Here is a 19,751-nt window from a genome sequence, read left to right on the forward strand (position 1 = left end):
CCGTCAGTCCGTGAACCCGTGGTGGGCGATCTCCAGGACCTCGTTGGCCACGGACGCGCTGCCGGGGTCGAGGCTGGGGCCCTGCCAGCTGACGGGCAGGACGTCGATCAGCCCCCAGCGGGCGACCAGCGACCCGTCCGCGCGCAGGGCGGAGATCTGCGCGGTGGGCCGCTGGATGCCGGTCTGCACGGACGAGATCCACTTGGCGACCTTCGCCGTGTCCGGGGTGAGGGGGCGGGTCAGCCGGATGTTGGAGTAGGTGACGCGGGTGGGCAGTTGCCAGACGAAGCCGTTGTTGCCGCCCTCCTGGCGCTGTTCCACCTCCACCTGGGTCGACAGGCCCTCGCACCCGTTGAAGTAGCCGAGGCTCTCGCCGTCGATGGCGAGGCTGAACCAGATGGAAGAGCCCGGGTCCTTACGGGTCATCGGGGGTCGACCTTTCTTGTCGGGGAGCGGTGGCGGCGGGCGTGGCCCTCGGTGCGGTCCGGCCGTCCGGCGGGGCCGGTGCGGTCCGGTCAGCGCGGGTCGCGCAGTCTGCCGATCCGTTCGCGGTCCATACGCAGTTCGGTGCGGACGAGACGGGTGACGCGGCCGATGATCCGGTGCACCAGTTCGTCGAGCTGGAAGTCGGTGAGCTGCCGCGGGTCGAGCCCGCCTTCGGGGACCGCCGTGTACCCGGGCGGGGGCTCCTCGGGGGGCCGTGCGCCCCCGCCCGCCTCGTACGGGGGCGGGGGGTCGCTGTACGGGGGCGGCGGTTCGTCCGGGGCGGGCCGGGACGACGGGGTGTGCAGCCGGGACAGGTCGTCCGCCACGGTGGCGGCCGCGGCGGAGGCCAGGGCGGCGGTGGTGTGTCCGGCGCGGCGGGAACGGCGGAAGGAGAACCGCTGGACCGGCGGCATGTCGGCGGCCCCGGCGCCGGCCGGGGCGAGGGCGTCCGGCGTGGTGTCCGCGGGCGCCGCCTGCGGGGCGACGGGCATCTCCGGCCGGGCCGCCGACGGCCGGGGCGGGGTGAGCGGGGCCACCGGGAGCAGGGCTCCGGTGGCGGCGCCGGGGGACACGGGCTTGCGCAGGGGTACGGCCTTGGCGGGCGCGCGCTGGACGACGGGAGGCGTCGCCCCGCCGCCACCGGGCAGCGGCGGAGGCGTGGGGTGCGGCGCCGCCGGGGCCGTCGCCGGGGCCGTTGCCGCGAAGGGCGGTACGGCGGGGGTGGCCGGGGCGGCGAAGGGCGGTGCCCCCGCGGGTGTGGCGGCGGCTGTGGTCGTGGTCGTGAAGGGCGGTGCCGCGGGCGCGAAGGCCTGGGCGGTGGCCCGCTGGACGGGCGGGAGCACGTCGCCCCCGGTCGTGGCGGACGCGGGAGCCGGGGACCGCTTGGTGAGCGACGTGGTGAGCGACGTGGTGGCGGGCGGGGGCGCGGAGAGGGGCGCGCCGAGCGGAGAACGACGCGCGGGCACCCCGGCCGGGGCGGCCGGGGACGTGGGTGCCGGTGCCTGTGCCGCCGCCGGTGCCGCCGTCGCGGTCGGACGTACGGCGCTGACCGGGCCGGACGAGGTGGGCGCGCCGAGTCCCGGACGCCGCCCGGCCGCGCTGCGCTGCACGGGGGCCGCCGGTGCTGTCGTCCTGCCGGTCTCCGGCCGGGACAGCGGTACGGCGGGCGTGGGCGCGGTACGGGCCGCGGGCGTGGTGGGCGAGGCGGGTGCGGTGACCGCGGCGGCGGGGCTCGGGTCGGTCGGTGCCGACGGCTCCGCCGGTGCCGCCGGGGTGGCGGAGGGCGCCGCGATCGGGCCGTCGGTGTGCCGCTCCGGCGCCCGCTGGACCGGCGGTAGTGGTGCGTCGCCCGGTTGCGCGGAGGGCGGCCGCACGGGCTGTGACGGCTGGGCGGCCGACGCCCGGCGCTGGACGGGGGGTTGGCCGGCCGGGGTGGCGGGAACGCCGGGTGCGGTCGCCGAGGGGCGCCCGCCTCCGGTGGCGTCACCGGTGCCGGTGGGGCGTGCGCCGGACGGCGCCGCCGTGTCGCCGCCGGACTCGGCGGCCGGTGCCACGGCTCGCTGGACCGGGGGACCGACGGGGGTGGCTCCCGCCGACGGCGACGGCGACGCTGTGCCGCCGGTGGGCGGGGTGCCGCTGCCCGCCGGGGTGGCGGCGGACCGGGACTCCGCCCGGCGTACCGGGGCCTGCCCCCGCGCCGCGTCCGAGGGGGTGCCGGACGCGGGCGTGACCGTCCGCGCGTGGGCGTCGGACCCCGGCTCGGGCTGTGCCGCAGCACGTTGCACCGGGGCGCCGGGCGTGGTCTTTGGCGAACCGGTCCGGCGGTCACCGGCGGAGGCGGGGCGGTCGGGCTGTGCGGCGTTGCCCGCCGGGGGAGTCGGGCCGCCGTCGGTGCGGCGTACGGCACGCTGCACCGGCGGCGTCGAGGCCGTGGCACCGCTGCCCGCCGGTGCGGACGCCGGGCTGTCGCCGGGGCGTACGGCGGGCCGCCGTGCCGGGGCGGTGGACGCGGGGCCGTTGCCCGCGGCGTCGGTCGGCGCGGTGCCGGACGGCTGTGCGGCGGTGCGCTGCACCGGGGGTGTGCCGGATGCGGTGCCGCTGTCGGCCGGTGCGGAGGGCGACGGGCCGCTGCCGCCGGACGGTCGTGGGGTGGCCCGTTGGGCGGGCGGGGCGGTGGACGTGGAGTTGTCGCCCGGTGTGGTGGCCGCCGGACTGCCGCTGCCGGGCTGTGCCGGGGAGCCGGACGGGCGAGTGGCGGCGCGCTGGACCGGGGGCGTGCCGGGTGCGGCGCCGCTGTCGGCCGGTGCGGTGGCCCGCTGGACGGGCGTGGTGCCGCTGTCCGGTGCGGTGGCTGCCGGGCCGCCGGGGCGCGGGGTGCCGTCGCGTCGTACCGGGGTGTCCGGTGTGGGGCTGGCCGGTCGTGCGGCGGTGCGCTGGACCGGTGGTGTGCCGGGCGCGGAGGCGCGGTTCGTCGGTGGGGTGGGCCGTTGGGTGGGCGTGGTGCTGTTGTCCGGTGCGGGGCTGGCCGGTCGGGCGGCGGTGCGCTGGACCGGTGGTGTGCCGGACGCGGAGGCGCCGCCCGTCGGTGCGGTGGGCGACGGGTTGCCGCTGCCGGGCGGTGCGGTGGGCCGTTGGGTGGGGGTGGTGCTGTTGTCCGGTGCGGGGCTGGCCGGTCGGGCGGCGGTGCGCTGGACCGGTGGTGTGCCGGACTCGGAGGCGCGGTTCGTCGGCGCGGTGGGCGGCGGGTTGCCGCTGCCGGGCGGTGGTGCGGTGGGCCGTTGGGCGGGGGTGGTGCTGTTGTCCGGTGTGGGGCTGGCCGGTCGGGCGGCGGCGCGCTGGACCGGTGGTGTGCCGGACGCGGAGGCGCTGCCCGCCGGTGCGGAGGCCGACGGGCTGCCGCCGTCGGGTCGCCGTACCGGGGCAGCCGGTGCCGTGGCGTCGTCGGACGTGCCGGGGGCCGGTGTGGTCCCGGGCGCGGGTACCGCCCGCTGGACGGGCGCACCGGTCGGCGCGGGCGCCGGGGTGACGGAACCGTGGGCCGGGGAGGCACCCCCCGCCGGTGCCGAGCCGGGGTCCGCTCGGTCGGCGTCCGCCGACGAGGGCGCCGTGCCGGAGGACGCCGGGGCGGCTCCCGTGGTCCGGCGGCTCGCCGGCAACGCTCGGCGCTGCACGGCCGGCGTTCCGGACGGGGCCTTGGTCAGCGACTGCCGCGGACGCGGGGCGGCGGGCGGCGCGGGCACCGGGGTCACCCGGACCCCGCGGGAAGGCTGGGCCGGTGCGCTCGCGGGCGCGGCGGACGGCGCCGACGCGGCGGAACGCGCCCGCTGGACCGGCGCGGCCGCGGGCGCGGTCGGCAACGTGTTCGCCGTCGGGGCCGCCGACGGCGTGGGACCCGCAGGAGACCTGCCCGACGCACCACCGCGCGCCCTCGGGGCGGGACCCGTGGGCGCGGTCGGTGCGGTGGCCGGGGCCGGTGCGTCCGCCGGTATCGCGCGCAGTGGCGCCACCGGCATCCGCTGCACCGGCGGTGGGCCGGCCGGGCGGGCCGGCGGCGTGGACGAGGTCTGCCGGGCCGACGAGTCGAAGGCGCCGGACAGCAGGCGGTCGCCGGCCGCCGGGTTGAGTACCGCCGGGGACGGCGCCCCGGTGAACGACGGGTCCTGCCACGTCGGAAGGCGGCCGCCGAAAGCCGCGTCCGCCACCCCCGCGCGGTCCGCTCCGGTGGCGCGCTGGATCGGCGGCAGGCCCGTCCAGGCCGCGACGGCCACGGGCGCGGGCCCGGGCGCGGATGCCGCAGGGGTGCCCGCGCCCGGGTCCGGACGCGAGCCGGTGTTCGCGGGCGGACCCGTCTGCATGGGTGGGTCCGCCGACGATGCGGCGGTCCCGCCCCCGTTCCCGTTTCCCTCGCCGCCGTCGCGACGGCCCCGCAGCCGGTCCAGGAGTCCCACCGATCAGCCCTCCGCCGTGCCTCGCGTCACGAGGGACGCGATCTGGTCCGTGTACCGGCGGCGGTCCTGGTGTTCCAGGTCCAGGATCGCCTCCAGGCTCCAGTGGAAGTGGTAGGCGACGTACGCGATCTCCTCGTGCAGCCGGTCGGTCGCGTACGTCACGATTCCCCCAGGCGGCTCCCGCCGAGTTCCACCTCGAAGGGCTCCGAGCAGTGCGGGCACTCCACGGCCGCGCGGGTGTGCCCCTCCGCGTTGATCTGGCGGTAGAAGTCCTGGAGGAACGCCAGGTCAGAGGCGAACATGTTCTCCACGACACCGTCGTGCACCATCGCCAGCGTGCCCAGCCGGGTGATGACCCGGCCGAGCAGCACCACCGACAGGTACGCCGGGTTCTCCTGCACCCGCACGTCGCGCAGCGGGATCAGCTCGTCCCGTGCCGTCGACAGGCGCATCACACCGTCCCGGTGCACCGTGCCCGACTCGTCGACGTACCCGCGCGGCAGTTCGAAGGGGAACTCGGTCTGCATCTGCTGCCTCGGGGCGGTGTCGACGGGTGGCCCGGCGGGAGGGCCGGCCGGAGAACCGGCCGGCGCCTCCGTGGGCGCGGCGGCGGGAGCCGAACGGGGGAAGTCCGCTCCCGCCGCCGCGGTCTGGGGTGCCGCGGCGGGTGCCTTGGCGGTGCTACGGCGCATTACTCGACGACCAGTTCTTCGAACACGATGGTGATGGTCTCGGTGAGCGCGTTGGTGTCACCCGCCTTCAGGGTGCCCGCCACGACCTTGCTGCACCAGGCGTTGCGCAGGTTCCAGCGCTTGACCGGGTTGTCCTCGTAGTCCATCACGATGATCGTGGCGTTCTTGCGGGCGGTGGCCATCCGGCCCGCCATGGAGTCGTTGATCCACTGGGTGAACACCGACGACTGGCTCATACCGCGTTCGACCTGGACCGAGCCGTCCTTGGCCACGCCCGGCATCAGGGTGACGTTGTTGCGGCCGGTCGTGCCCTGGTTCTGCTGGTACCTGATGACGTCCTGCTCGATCTGCAGGTTGGAGACCGAGTTGAGGTACTCGACCATCACACCGTCGATCTGGATACCGAAATTCGGTGCGACGAGTACGTCTTCTGGTTTGGGGAGAGACATGAGTTCGCTGTCCTTCTAGAGGATGTGGGACAAGGGCGGGGGCGCGATCCGCCTACTCGTCCAGTTCGCCGCCGCCGCTGGAGAACTGGGCGAGCCGGAAGATGACGAACTCGGCGGGCTTGACCGGCGCGATGCCGATCTCGCAGACGACCCGGCCGAGGTCGACGGACTCCGGCGGGTTGGTCTCCTCGTCGCACTTGACGTAGTAGGCCTGGTCGGGGCTCTGGCCGAAGAGGGCGCCGTTGCGCCACTCGTTGACCAGGAACGCGGAGACGTTGCGGCGGATGCGGGCCCAGAGGTTGTGGTCGTTCGGCTCGAACACCACCCACTGGGTGCCGATCAGGATCGACTCCTCCAGGTAGTTGAAGTACCTGCGGATGTTCAGGTAGCGCCACGCCGGGTCGGAGGAGAGGGTGCGGGCGCCCCAGACGCGGATGCCGCGGCCGGGGAAGGAGCGGATGCAGTTGACGCCGATCGGGTTGAGCAGGTCCTGCTCACCGCGGGTGATCTGCAGCTCCAGGTCGACGGCGCCGCGGACGACCTCGTTGGCGGGGGCCTTGTGCACGCCGCGCTCGGAGTCGTTGCGGGCCCAGATGCCGGCGACGTGGCCGCTCGGCGGGACCAGGCGGGACTGGCCGGTGGCCGGGTCGAAGGACTTGATCCAGGGGTAGTACAGGGCGGCGTACTTGGAGTCGTAGCCGGCCGTCTCCTGGCGCCAGACGCGGATCTGGCGGGCGTTCTGGCTGGGCGGCGGGTCGATGATGGCGACGCGGTCGCCCATCAGCTCGCAGTGGGCTATGAGACCGAGCTGGACGGCCTTGACGGCCTCCAGGTCGATCGCACCGCGCTGGTAGGCGGCCATCAGGTCGGGCACCGCGACCATGGAGATCTCGTCGATCGCCTCCAGGCCGCCGAAGCCGGTGCGGTCCGAGGAGTCGCCGAGGTACTGGGCCGGGCCGGGGTGCGCGCTCTCGGCGCCCTGACCGGCCGGAACGGCGGGTGCGGCGGACGGCGGCGCGGGCAGCGTCAGGCTCTGGTTCTCCGGCCGGACCAGCTGCGCCGACGGCGCGGCCTCGGTCACGGTGATGAGCTTGGAGCGCTCCTTGACCTGGGTGACGACGTAGGAGCGGTTGCCCTTCTTGGCGCTCACGTCGAAGGTCTCGACCGGCTTCTCGCCGTCCTTGACGATCAGCTTGAAGCGCTCGGCGGGGCCCTCGCCCTCGGGGTCGGCGACCTCGACGGTCAGCGGGCCGCTCTGGCCGGCGGCGTTGGCCGTCACGGCGAAGGTGCCGAGCTGCTTGGGCTCGGCGGCGGGCAGCGCCTTGGCGGTGCTGCCGGTGACGGCCGCGGGGGCGGCGGCGCCGTTGACCGAACCGTCGGCGGCGGCGTCCTCGGCCGAGCCGCCGACGCGGACGACGTAGGCGGCCGAGCCGCCGTTGTTGAAGAACCCGTAGACGGAGTGCGCGAGGTAGTACCCGCCGGTGAAGTCACCGAAGGCCGCGACGTACTGCGTCCAGTTGGTCACCAGCGTGGGCTCGTTCAGCGGGCCGGTCGGGGCGAGACCGACGAAGGCCGCCACCGACGTGCCCACTCCCTCGATCGGGCGCGAGCCGCTGGCCACCTCCTCGACGTAGACGCCGGGCGACAGGTAGGACGGCATGCTCTGCTCTCCTCGGGGTACGAGACAGGACGCCCCTCAGCCTCACGCGCGCGTTGCCGACGCCGAAACGTCCCCGGGTGCCGGAGCGGGGGCAGGTTCCTTGCCCCTGGTCGTGCCCGTTGGGGCAGACTCCCGCCGCTTCCCGGCACTTCCCCCCGAAGACCCCTGGCGGACGCCCGGCGTTTCTGATTCAACATCTTGTGTCGACTGTCAGTTCGCCAGGATGTCATCTTGCGATCAAGCCCCGTTCCGGGGCGCGCCGTCCCGCCGCACCGGGGCGCTGCCCCGTGTGGAGCGGGGACGGTGACGGGGTGTCAGGAGGGGATCGTCCGTGTCGGACCGCTTGAACCAGACGCAGAGACACCGCCCGGCCGAGGCCGCTGCGGCGCGGTCCCGCCCGCAGGCACGTCAGTCACCGCCCCTGGCCTCGCTGCAGGCCGCGGCGGGCAACCGGGCCGTGGCCTCGGCGATCCAGCGCGGGTCCGGTACGGCGATCCAGCGCGCGGCCGGTACGGCCCAGCTCCCCCGGGGCGCGGTCGTGGCGCGGGCGACCTCGGCGCCGGTGGACGACCTGCGGATCACGCCGGTGACGGAGCCCGAGCGGCCGGGTGGTGAGACGGGCCGGGGAGCTGGCACGGCGGGCGAGCAGCAGGCGGCCGTGGACGAGGTGGCCGACCAGAAGGCGAAGGTCGCGACCGCGTCGCTGGCGCGGGCCGGCGCGGAGACCGAGGTGTGGGAGGCGTCCGGGGAAGCGGCCGAGGCACGCAGGAAGGCGGCGGCGGCCCGGGGCCGGGCGGAGAAGCTGGAAGGGGCCGCCGGGGCGGCGGAGCGGAGCCGGACGAACTCGCTCGAGACCGAAGAGAAGTTCACCGAGGCGGCCGGCGCGGCGATGGGGAAGCAGCAGACCGCCGAGGAGCGGGCGGGCACGCTGCAGGACGCCGAGCGTGGGGAACGCGCGGCGGCGGGAGCGGCCCGTGCCGAGGAGCGGGAGCACACGAAGAAGGCCGGGGAGGCCGAGGGGAAGAGGAAGGCCGCCGCGGAGAGGGTGGCGGACTTCGAGAAGCAGGTGGCCGAGGCCAGACGGAAGCAGGAGGCCGCCGAGGCCAAGGTGGCGCAGTTCAGGAAGCAGGCCAAGCAGGCCAAGGAGCAGCAGGAGGCCGCCGAGGCCGAGGCACGGGCGAAGGCGGAGGCCGAGGACCACGCGGTGCGGCAGGCGGCCAAGGCCGAGGCCGAGGCGGAGGCCGAGGACAAGACCGCGCAGAGCGTGCAGAAGTGGGCCGACAAGGCGGCCGACGCGCTGAAGCAGGCGGGGGAAGCCGAGGAGCTGGCACGTCGGCGGGCGGGGGAGGCCAAGGGCGCGGACGAGGCCCGGAAGCAGGCCGCGGACGACGTGGAATCGTGCGCCGAGGACCGGGACACTGCGCAGGAGCAGGCGAAGGCGGCCGGGGACCTGGCAGCGCGGCACGAGAATAACGCCGACGTCGCGGCGCAGGAGCGCGGCAAGGCCGAGAGGCAGGCGGCACGGCACAAGAAGGCCGCGGACGAGGCGCTGCGGCAGGCCGACGGGGCCCAGGCCGACGCGGACAAGCACGCACACATCGCGGCGGAGCGGCGGCAGCAGGCGGAGGCGGTCCGCGCCGAGGAGCGGGGGCACGCGCAGGAGGCGACCGAAGCACAGGCCAGGGCGGCGGCCGCGGGACAGCGGCAGTTGGACCAGAGGGCGGCCCAGACCACGGCGACGACGGCGCTGAGGGAGGCCAAGGAGGCCCGGGAGGCGGAGAAGAAGGCGACGGAGGCCGCGGCGGCAGCCGCGAAGAAGAACGCGAAGAAGAACGCGGCGGAGACCGCGGAGCAGACGGACGGAGCAGAGCCGGCCGGTACCGGCAAAGCCCGCGGGACCCGCCGCAAACAGGCCAGGGAGGCGGCCGGTAAGGGCAACGCCAAGGTCAAGGCATGGACCGACGTCCCCGACGTGGCGGCCCTGCGAGCCAGCGCGCCGTACAGCGGAACGCAGCGGGCGGAGGCGACACAGCACGGGAACACCGGGACGGTGCAAGACACCGCAGCCCAGCAGTTGGGCGAGGCCGTGCCCAACACGGTCGCCGACTTGACCGGCACCATCGACAACGTCAAGGCGTTGAAGAACTCGTACAAGAAGCGCGACGAGTCGGGTCCGGCCTCCCACGATCACCGGAGGAACCTGCGAACCAAGTTCAACGGCGCGGTGACGGCCGGCCTCATGCTCATCAACGACGCCGTGAAGGGCGCCGACAACATCGGCAGAGTCACCGAGAACGCGGCCGGAATGGCCGAGCTGGGCGCTGCCAGCGGTGGCCTCACCTCCGCGTTCTCCGCCCTGACCCTCGGCCGCGACATCAAGGTCTTCAAGGACACGCATGCGCAGCGCAAGGAGCTGAAGACGCACTTCAGCGGAGAAATCGCCAAGCGCGACCGGAAACTCCAGGAAGTCCTGGACGCCTTGGGAACGGCCAACACGAAACTGGCCCAGGATTCCATCAGTCTGGCGGCCGCGGAGACCGGCGCGGAAGCGGAGGCGCTGCAGGCGGTCGAGGCCGATCGCACCCACATCGAGGGCCTGAGGGAGGAACTGATGGGGCACCTGGCCAGCGGGCGGGACTACGCGGTGCTGAAGAAGAAGAGGAAGCTCAGGCGCCGCGCCATCAACGGCGGCGGCAACCTCGCCCGCACCACGGCCGGCGCCGTGGCGATCGCGGCCGCGGCAGGAGCGGTCTCCGGCGGGATCGGGGCCGGTGTGGTGGGCACTACGACGGCGTTGGCCCTGGGCGAAGGCGCGGTCGAGAAGGGCCTGCGGAAGGCCAACAAGCGTTACGACTCGGTACGGGACTACCAGAAGCACGCTCGGACCACCCACGCTCAGGAGGGCACACCGGAGCCCGAGAAGCCCAGGCTGGACGAGGACGGGCGGGGCAGAAAGAGCGACGCGTTGAAGGAGGCGGTCATGGTGACACACTCCATCAAGCAGGGAAAACGGCAGCTCAACGCGCAGGAGCTCTATGCGCAGGCGGCCGGGCCGGCCGTGCCCGTGGGCGAGAACGTCCCCGAAGATGTCCGGCGCCGCGCCAGGGCTTTCCTCAAGGCTCTCAAGTGCAGCCCGGCAAAGCACAACCAGGACGACGATCAGTGGCTGGCGTCGCTCAACGACCCCGACCTGCAGACGGAGTGGGAAGAGGCGATAGCCAAGTCGCTCTCCTCGCTCTGAGCGCCCCGTGCCCTGCGCCGCCGTGTCAGAGGGCGACACCGGGGCCGTTGCCCCCGGTGTTGCCCGCGTGGACCTGTCGGTGGCGGGGAAGGTCCGGTAGGGCTGAGGGTCACACGTCCGGTGTCGAAGGGAGCGCATGGTGCGCGCGCACGAGGAAGCCGCCGACCAGCAGGCCGCCCGGGGCGGCCGCGCCCCGCACCGGGCCGCGCCGGCGCCCACCACCGGAGTGCGCGGAGCGCCGATGACCCCGGCGGCGGTCCTGGCGCTGCAGAGCTCCGCCGGCAACGCCGCCGTCCAGCGCGTCGTCGCCCGGGACGCACACCAGCACGGCCCCGGCTGCGGGCACACCGTCCAGCGCCGCATCGACCCGAGCGCGCACCAGCACGGCGCGGGCTGCGGGCACGACGGGATCGACGACCGGAGCCCGGAGGGACAGCACCAGCTCCTGAAAGACGCCAAGGGGGAGCCCAACTCGACGCTCCCCGGCTCCTTCCTCGACAAGGCGGTGCCGTTCTACGACAACCCCGCCCTCGCCGGCGCCCGCATGTACACGGGCCCGGTCGCCCAGCGTGCGACGGCGGCCATGGGGGCCGAGGCCATGACGATCGGTATGGACGTGTTCCTCGGCCCGTCCGCCATCGGCAACGAGGAGATCCTCGCCCACGAGGCCAGCCACCTCGACAAGAACAGCCGGGGAGTCACGGAGACGGGCAGCGGGAGTGGCGGCAGCCCCGCCGTCACCGACCCGGGCCAGAGTTCCGAGGTCGCGGCCGTGAACGACGGAGCGGCCTTCAAGGCCGGGCACACCACCGCCCCGTCCCTCGTCGCCCAGCGAGCGGTCGCGGACGACGTGGAGGACGCCGAGTAGTCCCGGGCACCGCACGAACGGCCCTTTGGGGCAACGCCCTTTGCCCCGCCGGTTCCTGACGCTCCGTCGGGCCGGCCGTAGCGTCGGCGTGTGAGCCTGTGGACTTCGCTGGAGCCCGCGTCCGCGACTGTGGACCCCGGCAGTAGTACGCGTGTGCGCCTGAGGGTGCGTAATACCGGTGATGTCGTCGATGAGTACCGGTTCGAGCCAGTGGGGGATGTGGCTCCCTGGACGACGGTGGAGCCGCAGACGCTGCGGTTGTATCCGGGGACGACGGGGACGGTGGAGTTGACGTTTGCTCCGCCTCGTACGCCTGATGCGGTGGCGGGGCCGAATCCGTATGCGGTGCGGATTTTGCCGACGGAGCATCCGGATGCGGTGACGGTTCCGGAGGGGAACTTGACGGTCACCGCGTTTTCCGAGGTGCGGGCGGAGTTGGTGCCGCCGACGGTGAAGGGCCGGTTCCGTGGGCGGCCGCGGCTTGCGGTGGACAACCTCGGTAATACGAAGGTGACGGCGTCGATTGCGGGCAGTGATCATGGTGATCATCTGTCGTATGAGGTGCGGCCGGGGAATGTGCAGATCGAGCCGGGTCGTGCGGCGTTCGTGGAGACGAGGCTGAAGCCGAAGCAGGTCATCTGGTTCGGTGCGAAGGAGGAGCGGCCGTACACGCTGGCGGTGCGGCGTTCCGGGGTTGATCCGACGGAGGTTGAGGGGACGTATGTCCAGCGTGGGTTCCTCCCGCGTTGGCTGGCGACGTTCTTCGGGATCTTCCTGGCGTTGGCGATCGCGTTCGTGATGATCTGGATCGCGTACAAGCCGCAGGTCCGCAGCAGTGCGACGGAGAAGACCGAGCAGGCCGGTGTCGCGCTCGCGCCCAGCCCGAGCGCGACACTGGAGAGTCTCCCCAGCAGTGCCGAGTCGGCGCCCGTCGAGCAGCCGCAGGTGCAGCAGCCGTCGGCCACGAAGGAGCCGGAGAAGGACAACGGCGGAGGCGACGGCGGCGACAAGGGCGGCGGTGGGGGCGGAGAGTCCAAGAAGCCCAAGCCGCCCGTACGCACCGCGGCCACGGCCGTGAAGGAGGTCGCCGCCCGCAGCGAGGGCCGGCACATCTGCTACCGCGCCTATGTGGCCGACCAGGGCTGGCAGCCTCCGGTCTGCGACGGTGCCGAGGCCGGCACCGTCGGCAAGAACCTGCCGATCAAGGCCCTGAACATCGCCGTGTCCGGGACCAAGGGCGTGACCGGCAACGGCGCCCATGTCGTGGAGGCATGGCTCAACGGCAGCAAGTGGGAGAGCGTCCCCGACCAGACCGACATGTACCTGGGCAGCACCAAGGAGGCGGTCTCGCCCATGGAGGGGTTCACCCTCAGGACATACGAAGGCACCGTCTGCCCCAACACCCACGTCAAGGACAAGGGCTGGCAGAAGCAGGGCTGCACCGAGCCCGGCGACTGGCGGTACTTCGGCAGCAACATGGAGAACGACCGACTCCAGCTGGAAGCCGTGCGCATCACGGTCTGACGACGTATGCGAGGGCAACCGCCTTTGCCCTTGCGACTCCTGACGTATGGGTAAGGCACCGCCTAGCGTCGGGCGGGTGAGCCTTTGGACCTCCCTGGAGCCCGCGTCCGCCACCGTCGACCCCGGCAGCAGCACGCGTGTGCGCCTGCGGGTCCGCAACACCGGTGATGTCGTCGACGAGTACCGGTTCGAGCCAGTGGGGGATGTGGCTCCCTGGACGACGGTGGAGCCGCAGACGCTGCGGTTGTATCCGGGGACGACGGGGACGGTGGAGCTGACGTTTGCTCCGCCTCGTACGTCTGATGCGGTGGCGGGGCCGAATCCGTATGCGGTGCGGATTTTGCCGACGGAGCATCCGGATGCGGTGACGGTTCCGGAGGGGAATCTGACGATCACCGCGTTTTCCGAGGTGCGGGCGGAGTTGGTGCCGCCGACGGTGAAGGGCCGGTTCCGTGGGCGGCCGCGGCTTGCGGTGGACAACCTGGGCAATACGAAGGTGACGGCGTCGATTGCGGGCAGTGATCATGGTGATCATCTGTCGTATGAGGTGCGGCCGGGGAATGTGCAGATCGAGCCGGGTCGTGCGGCGTTCGTGGAGACGAGGCTGAAGCCGAAGCAGGTCATCTGGTTCGGTGCGAAGGAGGAGCGGCCGTACACGCTGGCGGTGCGCCGGTCGGGGGTTGATCCGACGGAGGTTGAGGGGACGTATGTCCAGCGTGGGTTCCTCCCGCGTTGGCTGGCGACGTTCTTCGGGATCTTCCTGGCGTTGGCGATCGCGTTCGTGATGATCTGGATCGCGTACAAGCCGCAGGTTCGCAGCAGTGCGACGGAGAAGACCGAACAGGCCGGAGTCGCGCTCGCGCCCAGCCCGAGCGCCACTCCGGAGACCCTCCCCAGCAGCGCCGAGTCCGCACCCGAGACGGAGCCCGAGCAGCCGGCCTCCGAGAAGCCCGAGAGCGACGGCGCCGGCGGTGGAGGCGACGGCGGGGGCAAGGGCGGCGGGCAGTCCAAGAAGCCCGCCAAGCCGGACGTGGTGCCCGCGATGAACGTCATGCTGCGCAACGCCACCACCCACATGTGCGCCGACATCCCCGGACGGGGCAAGGGCAAGATCAACGGGCTCGTCCAGCAGGCCAACTGCCACGAAGAGGGCGACAACGAGTACTGGAACCTCGAGGTCAAGTACGAGCACGGCGGCCCCAACGGGGTCAAGCTCTTCCAGATCCGGAACGTCACGGACCAGCTGTGCATGGACCTCGGTGAATACGGCGCCCGCCCGGAGGGAACGGGGGTCGCCGAGTTCCACTGCAACGGCACCAAGGCGGACAACCAGCTGTGGTGGATCGACAAGCAGGCGAGCGGCGACTACTGGATCCGCAACTTCGCCAGTGCCCACAAGTGCCTGAACGTGAAGGGCCAGAACGGCGGCACCGAGACTCCGCTGAACATCGCCACCTGCACCAACACCGACGACCAGGAGTGGAAGATCATCCACCCGTCGAAGGACTGACGCCGGGTCCGAAAAGTCGTACGATCAGGTACCTCGGGGCAGTGAGTACTGCCCCGGGTGCCGCTGACCCATGGGGAGTTGACCCGTAGCGTCGGCGTGTGAGCCTGTGGACTTCCCTGGAGCCCGCGTCCGCGACTGTGGACCCCGGCAGTAGTACACGTGTGCGCCTGAGGGTGCGTAATACCGGTGATGTCGTCGATGAGTACCGGTTCGAGCCAGTGGGGGATGTGGCTCCCTGGACGACGGTGGAGCCGCAGACGCTGCGGTTGTATCCCGGGACGACGGGGACGGTGGAGCTGACGTTCGCTCCGCCTCGTACGCCTGATGCGGTGGCGGGGCCGAATCCGTATGCGGTGCGGATTTTGCCGACGGAGCATCCGGATGCGGTGACGGTTCCGGAGGGGAACTTGACGATCACCGCGTTTTCCGAGGTGCGGGCGGAGTTGGTGCCGCCGACGGTGAAGGGCCGGTTCCGTGGGCGGCCGCGGCTTGCGGTGGACAACCTGGGCAATACGAAGGTGACGGCGTCGATTGCGGGCAGTGATCATGGTGATCATCTGTCGTATGAGGTGCGGCCGGGGAATGTGCAGATCGAGCCGGGTCGTGCGGCGTTCGTGGAGACGAGGCTGAAGCCGAAGCAGATCATCTGGTTCGGTGCGAAGGAGGAGCGGCCGTACACGCTGGCGGTGCGCCGGTCGGGGGTTGATCCGACGGAGGTCGAGGGGACGTATGTCCAGCGTGGTTTCCTGCCGCGCTGGCTAGCGACATTCTTCGGGATCTTCCTGGCGTTGGCGATCGCGTTCGTGATGATCTGGATCGCGTACAAGCCGCAGGTCCGCAGCAGTGCGACGGAGAAGACCGAACAGGCCGGTGTCGCGCTCGCGCCCAGCCCGAGCGCGACACTGGAGAGTCTCCCCAGCAGTGCCGAGTCGGCGCCCGTCGAGCAGCCGCAGGTGCAGCAGCCGTCGGCCACGAAGGAGCCGGAGAAGGACAACGGCGGAGGCGACGGCGGCGACAAGGGCGGCGGGGAGTCCAAGAAGCCCGCCAAGCCGGCCGTGAAGCCGGTGGTCCCCGCCCAGAACATCCTGCTGCGGAACACCACCAGCCACATGTGCGCCGAACTCCCCGGACGGGAGAAGGGCGAGCTGGACGGACCCGTCCAGCAGGCCGTCTGCGACGACACCGACGGGGACAACCAGATCTGGAACCTCGAGGTGAAGTACAAGAAGGCCGGTCCCGGCGGGGCGGACCTCTTCCAGATCCGGAACATCAAGGACCAGTACTGCATGGACCTGCCCTACCACGGTGCCGTTTCCGTGGGGACGCCCGTCACCGAGTTCAAGTGCGACAGCACCAGCGCGACCGACAACCAGTTCTGGTGGGTCGACAAGCAGGAGAGCGGGGCCTACTGGATCCGCAACTTCTCCAGCAACCAGAAGTGCCTCGGCGTCGAGGGCGCGAACGGCGGCGCCCTCTTCTCCAAGATGGTGCTCGACAACTGCAGCAACGTCGACGACCAGGAGTGGGAGATCATCCACCCGAAGAAGGGCTGACGGCCGGAGGGGACCCGGCGGCCGTCACCAGCCGCCTTCCCCCGGTACCAGCCTCCCGGCCTTGCGGTACTCGCGGCGGGCGCCCTCCAGGAGGTCGTCCGCCGTCACCATGTCGTCGCGTCCGGCGGCGAGGTACGCGGCCGTGACGACCGCGCTGCGGATCGAACCGCCGGCCAGCTCGAAGTCCCGTGCCAGCACCCCCGGGTCGATGCCGTCGGAGGACGGGACCCGCGACAGGCTGTGCCGCCACAGCGCCAGGCGCTGCTCGACGTCCGGGAACGGGAAGTCGACGACCAGGTCCAGGCGCCGGGTGAACGCCTCGTCGATGTTGGCCCGCAGGTTGGTGGTGAGCAGGGCGATGCCGTCGAAGGACTCCAGCCGCTGGAGCAGGTAGGCGCTCTCCATGTTGGCGTACTTGTCGTGGGCGTCCTTGACCTCGGAGCGCTTGCCGAAGACGGCGTCGGCCTCGTCGAAGAGGAGTACGGCGTCCGTGCGGTCGGCCTCCGTGAAGATCCGCTCCAGGTTCTTCTCGGTCTCGCCGACGTACTTGTCGACGACCGACGACAACTGGACCACGTACAGGTCGAGGCCCAGGTCGGCGGCGACCACCTCGGCCGACAGCGTCTTGCCGGTGCCGGACTCGCCCGCGAACAGGCCGAGGACGCCCCGGCCCCGGCCACCGCCCGCGCTGAGCCGCCAGTCGCCCAGGACCCGGTCGCGGTGGCGGGCGCGCAGGGCCAGCTCGCGGAGCTGCACCAGGGGTTTGTGGGGCAGCACCAGGTCCTGCCAGTCCACGTCCGGCCGGATCCGGCGGGCGTGGCTCTCCAGCCCGGAGGCCGACTGACGCCGGGCGGCGAGCCGGACGTGCTCGGCGCCGACCGGGGTGCCGTCGAAGGCGGCGAGGGCCTGGGCGGTGTGCGCGGCCCGCTGGATGCGGTCGCCGCCGAGCCGGTACGGGGCGACGGCCGTGGCCAGGTCGAACCCGTCGGCGTCGGCTCCCAGCGCGGCCCGCCAGACGGTCACGCCACCGGCCCGGCGGCCCGGGGCGTCCAGGACGAGCGGGTCGGCCGGGGCCCAGTGGGGGTCGTAGGGGCGCGGGTCGGTCATGAGTACGGTCACGCCGGTCGCGGCGGTCAGCGCCCGCACCAACGGGCCCGGCTTCTCGGGCAGGCCCGACACCACGATCGCCCGGCCGCCGAGGCGGGCCTCGCGCAGCAGTTCGGGTACGTGGTCCTCGGGCTCGGTGCAGCGCAGCGCGTCGGCGCCCGCGGCGTCCAGGACGGTGGCGAGGGCGGCCAGGCCGTCGCCCTCGCGCGGTTCGCGCAGATAGGCGGTGAGCGGGCCGTCCTGCAGCCGGGCGGCCAGGCGCCGGACGAACACGTCGGCGTCGCCGCCCGCGGCGGGCAGCGGGCCCGGCATCGGAAGCAGCAGGCCGAGGAGCGCGGCGTCCGGGGTGTCGTCGCCGAGGAGGTGGCCGACGAGCCGGTCCGGGACGCGCAGCGAACGGGTCAGGAAGGGGCGCTCGGGTTCCTCGACCTCCAGCAGACCCAGGGCGCGCAGCGGGGCCGAGGCGTGGAAGCGGGACCGGGCCGTGGCCACGTGCGCGGGCACCCCGCACAGGTCGAGGGCGAGGCCCACGGTGGCGCGGCGGCGGCTCACGTCGTTGTTGAGGTAGCCGTAGAGCGGCTCGAACGTACGGTCGACGTCGGGGGCGAGGGCGACGAGCAGGGCGGCCTTGTCCAGCTCGGTCAGCCCTGCCTGCTCGGCCAGCCGGGCCAGCCGGTCCCCGAGGCCGGCCGGAGTGCCGGCGGGGACGGGCGCCACGGGCACGCCCTCGCCCACGCCCGCGGCCACGCCCTCGCCCACGGCCGCGGCTGCGGGCTCGGCGTCGGCGGACGGCCAGGTGCGCAGCAGGTGGTGGACGGCCTCGTCGGGCAGGTACAGGCCGCGCAGCGGATCGTCGGCCGTGGGGTCGTCGGCGGTGCGGTGCTCGACCAGCGCGGCCACCCGCTCCCGCAGGACTTCGAGCCGGGCGAGCAGCGCCCGGCCGGAATCGCCGGGCGGGGCGGCGGCCGGTGTGCCGGTGGTCGAGGCGGGGGCGGGAGCGGGGGCGGGGGCGGGAGTGCGGGTGTCGGCGGTCGTCACTGTCGTCACTGTCGTTTCGTGCGGCCGTCCGTCACGGCCTTGCGGGCCGCGCGGGCCGCCACCACCTGGTGCGGCCGGTGCGAGCGGCCCTCGGACATCGGCGGGTCGCCCTCGACGCCGCCGATCCGGACCGTCGCGCCCTCGGTGACCGGGGGCCCGGCGTCGTACTCGGGGTAGGCCGGGAAGGGCGCGGTCACCACCAGGTCGAGGGACGGCTTCAGCTCGCCGCCCAGGGCGGACCAGATCTCGGCGAGGGAACGGGACTCGGTCTGGACACCGGCCACCGTCATCGGCACCGGGAGATTCATCGCGCCGAGCGCGCCGGGGAGCTCGTGGGGGGGAAGCTGCTCGCGGGGCAGCAGGGTCGCCAGTACGGCGGACAGCAGCCGGTGTTCGTCCTGCGGGGTCTTCGTCCAGGCGGTCACCAGGTACGACAGCCGGAACCAGCGGGGCGGCTGGCGGCGCTTGACGACGATGTCGTCCTGGTCGCGCACCGCCACCTGGCCGCGGTGCCGACGGCCCACGTCCTCGCGGATGTCGTACAAGTAGGCGTTGACCACGGGCGCGTTGCGCCGGGCCGCCCAGTCACGGGTGGGTGCCTCGAAGGCCACGTCGATGCCCGAGTCCGTCAACGCCCCGCCCTTGAGGAGGGCTTTGAGGACCTCGTCCACCTCGTGGATCACGCTAGCGCTCCCGCTCTGCCCGCACTCGAGTCCGCGCGGCCCGCCCGCTGCCGCCGGTCACCGGTGCCGGTCACCGATGCTCTCACCGATCGTTCCTCCGGCCCGTCCCGCCCGCACGCGCCCCGGGGACGACGGACGGGCAGGATGCCGTGCCCGCGCGGACCGACGGGCCCGCTCTCGATTGCCCGTTCGGTCAGATGTAGCCTTCCCGAAGGGCATAGGCCACGGCGTGGGCGCGGTTGCGCAGATGGAGCCGCGTGGTGAGTCCGTGCATCACGTTCTTGACGGTGCGTTCGGAGTAGGACAACTTGCCGGCGATCTCTCCGGTGTCGAGACCCTCGGCGACCAGCCGCAGGACGTCCACCTCTCGGGGTGCGAGGCCCAGCGAGGGGGCGCCGGGGCGACCCGCCGCGCCTCGGTGCAGCGTGCCCACCTGGCTGATGAGCCGGCCCAGCAGGTCGGCCGGCAGGTCGCCGTCGCCGCGCGAGGCGGCCAGTACGGCCTGCACCAGCCGGTGGGCGGTGGCCTCGTGCCGCCAGACGATGGCGCCGACGCCGCACTCGACGACGTCGAGCAGTTCGCTCTCGCGGATCGCACCGGTCACCAGCACGGCGCGCGCGCCCTCGCTGCGCACGATCCGGCGCAGCCGGGTGAGCGCCGCGTCGTCGAGCGCGTCCTCGATGAGCAGGGCCACCGTGCCGGGCCCCGACTCCTCGCGCAGGTCGATCTCCGGGTGCCGGCGCAACTGGCTGACCGCGCCCTCACGGCTGATCGGGTCCGGAGCGGACACCGCCACCGGGACCCGCCGGTCGGTGACGCCGACCGCTTTGCCCGGCCCGTGCGTGGACGTCGTGGACGTCGTGGATGTGGCGGATGTGATGGATGTGGTGGTGTTCCGGGGTGAGTTGAGCAACCGTTTCCCCCCTGTTCACGTGCCCGCACTCCGGCACAGGCCGGTAGCGGATGTGCGAGTTCCACACTTATGGGACTGCT

At 73.2% G+C, this 19,751-nt stretch carries 14 protein-coding genes; 5 read left to right on the plus strand and 9 right to left on the minus strand.

Annotation, left to right across the window (positions count from 1 at the left end):
• Window positions 1–3: 3 nt before the first annotated feature.
• The 6 genes from ACFV9J_RS14155 to ACFV9J_RS14180 all read right to left on the minus strand — a co-directional run bounded on the left by ACFV9J_RS14155 (window position 4) and on the right by ACFV9J_RS14180 (window position 7,234).
• Entirely contained in the window at window positions 4–426 is a 423-nt protein-coding gene (locus tag ACFV9J_RS14155; RefSeq protein WP_003974727.1) for a phage tail protein, read from the minus strand.
• A gap of 89 nt (window positions 427–515) precedes the next feature.
• Entirely contained in the window at window positions 516–1,328 is an 813-nt protein-coding gene (locus ACFV9J_RS14160) for a hypothetical protein (protein ID WP_385353865.1), read from the minus strand.
• A 3,108-nt stretch (window positions 1,329–4,436) separates the two neighbouring features.
• Entirely contained in the window at window positions 4,437–4,595 is a 159-nt protein-coding gene (locus ACFV9J_RS14165) for a DUF6760 family protein (RefSeq protein ID WP_007450918.1), read from the minus strand.
• Window positions 4,592–5,125, minus strand: coding sequence for a hypothetical protein (locus tag ACFV9J_RS14170; RefSeq protein WP_003974724.1), 534 nt, complete (start codon window positions 5,123–5,125; stop codon window positions 4,592–4,594). Before ACFV9J_RS14170 ends, ACFV9J_RS14165 begins: the two co-directional genes overlap by 4 nt.
• On the minus strand, window positions 5,125–5,574 hold the full coding sequence (locus tag ACFV9J_RS14175; protein ID WP_003974723.1) for a phage tail protein: 450 nt from the start codon (window positions 5,572–5,574) through the stop codon (window positions 5,125–5,127). Before ACFV9J_RS14175 ends, ACFV9J_RS14170 begins: the two co-directional genes overlap by 1 nt.
• A 52-nt stretch (window positions 5,575–5,626) precedes the next feature.
• Window positions 5,627–7,234, minus strand: coding sequence for a phage tail sheath subtilisin-like domain-containing protein (locus tag ACFV9J_RS14180; RefSeq protein ID WP_385353867.1), 1,608 nt, complete (start codon window positions 7,232–7,234; stop codon window positions 5,627–5,629).
• Between the two features lie 331 nt (window positions 7,235–7,565).
• Here ACFV9J_RS14180 and ACFV9J_RS14185 point away from each other — a divergent pair, with 331 nt between their 5' ends.
• The 5 genes from ACFV9J_RS14185 (at window position 7,566) to ACFV9J_RS14205 (ending at window position 15,930) form a co-directional block, all read left to right on the plus strand.
• Window positions 7,566–10,475: a hypothetical protein gene (locus ACFV9J_RS14185; protein WP_385353869.1), complete on the plus strand. Its 2,910-nt coding sequence runs from the start codon at window positions 7,566–7,568 to the stop codon at window positions 10,473–10,475.
• Window positions 10,476–10,611: 136 nt separating this feature from the next.
• Complete coding sequence (locus ACFV9J_RS14190) at window positions 10,612–11,343, plus strand: DUF4157 domain-containing protein (RefSeq protein WP_385353871.1); 732 nt, start codon at window positions 10,612–10,614, stop codon at window positions 11,341–11,343.
• Between the two features lie 90 nt (window positions 11,344–11,433).
• Window positions 11,434–12,867: a hydrolase gene (locus ACFV9J_RS14195; RefSeq protein ID WP_385353873.1), complete on the plus strand. Its 1,434-nt coding sequence runs from the start codon at window positions 11,434–11,436 to the stop codon at window positions 12,865–12,867.
• Between the two features lie 76 nt (window positions 12,868–12,943).
• Window positions 12,944–14,377 carry an RICIN domain-containing protein gene (locus tag ACFV9J_RS14200; protein ID WP_385354099.1) on the plus strand — a complete coding sequence of 478 codons (1,434 nt, stop codon included), beginning with the start codon at window positions 12,944–12,946 and terminating at the stop codon, window positions 14,375–14,377.
• 98 nt (window positions 14,378–14,475) lie between these two features.
• Window positions 14,476–15,930 (plus strand): RICIN domain-containing protein, encoded by a 1,455-nt coding sequence (locus tag ACFV9J_RS14205; RefSeq protein ID WP_385353875.1) that lies wholly within the window; start codon window positions 14,476–14,478, stop codon window positions 15,928–15,930.
• 24 nt (window positions 15,931–15,954) lie between these two features.
• Here the strand turns inward: ACFV9J_RS14205 and ACFV9J_RS14210 are convergent, their stop codons facing one another.
• The 3 genes from ACFV9J_RS14210 to ACFV9J_RS14220 form a co-directional block, all read right to left on the minus strand.
• Complete coding sequence (locus tag ACFV9J_RS14210) at window positions 15,955–18,075, minus strand: ATP-binding protein (protein WP_385353877.1); 2,121 nt, start codon at window positions 18,073–18,075, stop codon at window positions 15,955–15,957.
• 5 nt (window positions 18,076–18,080) lie between these two features.
• Window positions 18,081–18,758: a DUF4255 domain-containing protein gene (locus ACFV9J_RS14215; protein ID WP_385353879.1), complete on the minus strand. Its 678-nt coding sequence runs from the start codon at window positions 18,756–18,758 to the stop codon at window positions 18,081–18,083.
• Window positions 18,759–18,951: 193 nt separating this feature from the next.
• Complete coding sequence (locus ACFV9J_RS14220; RefSeq protein ID WP_385353881.1) at window positions 18,952–19,671, minus strand: LuxR C-terminal-related transcriptional regulator; 720 nt, start codon at window positions 19,669–19,671, stop codon at window positions 18,952–18,954.
• Window positions 19,672–19,751 lie beyond the last annotated feature (80 nt).

The sequence above is a fragment of the Streptomyces sp. NPDC059906 genome (assembly GCF_042730645.1).
In the GTDB taxonomy this organism is placed as follows: Bacteria; Actinomycetota; Actinomycetes; order Streptomycetales; family Streptomycetaceae; genus Streptomyces; species Streptomyces rubrogriseus.

Excerpts from the sequence above, each read along its gene's own strand:
- ACFV9J_RS14175 (WP_003974723.1), bottom strand. The coding sequence starts at position 5,574 with ATGTCTCTCCCCAAACCAGAAGACGTACTCGTCGCACCGAATTTCGGT.
- ACFV9J_RS14190 (WP_385353871.1), top strand. The coding sequence starts at position 10,612 with ATGGTGCGCGCGCACGAGGAAGCCGCCGACCAGCAGGCCGCCCGGGGC.
- ACFV9J_RS14180 (WP_385353867.1), bottom strand. The coding sequence starts at position 7,234 with ATGCCGTCCTACCTGTCGCCCGGCGTCTACGTCGAGGAGGTGGCCAGC.
- ACFV9J_RS14155 (WP_003974727.1), bottom strand. The coding sequence starts at position 426 with ATGACCCGTAAGGACCCGGGCTCTTCCATCTGGTTCAGCCTCGCCATC.
- ACFV9J_RS14170 (WP_003974724.1), bottom strand. The coding sequence starts at position 5,125 with ATGCGCCGTAGCACCGCCAAGGCACCCGCCGCGGCACCCCAGACCGCG.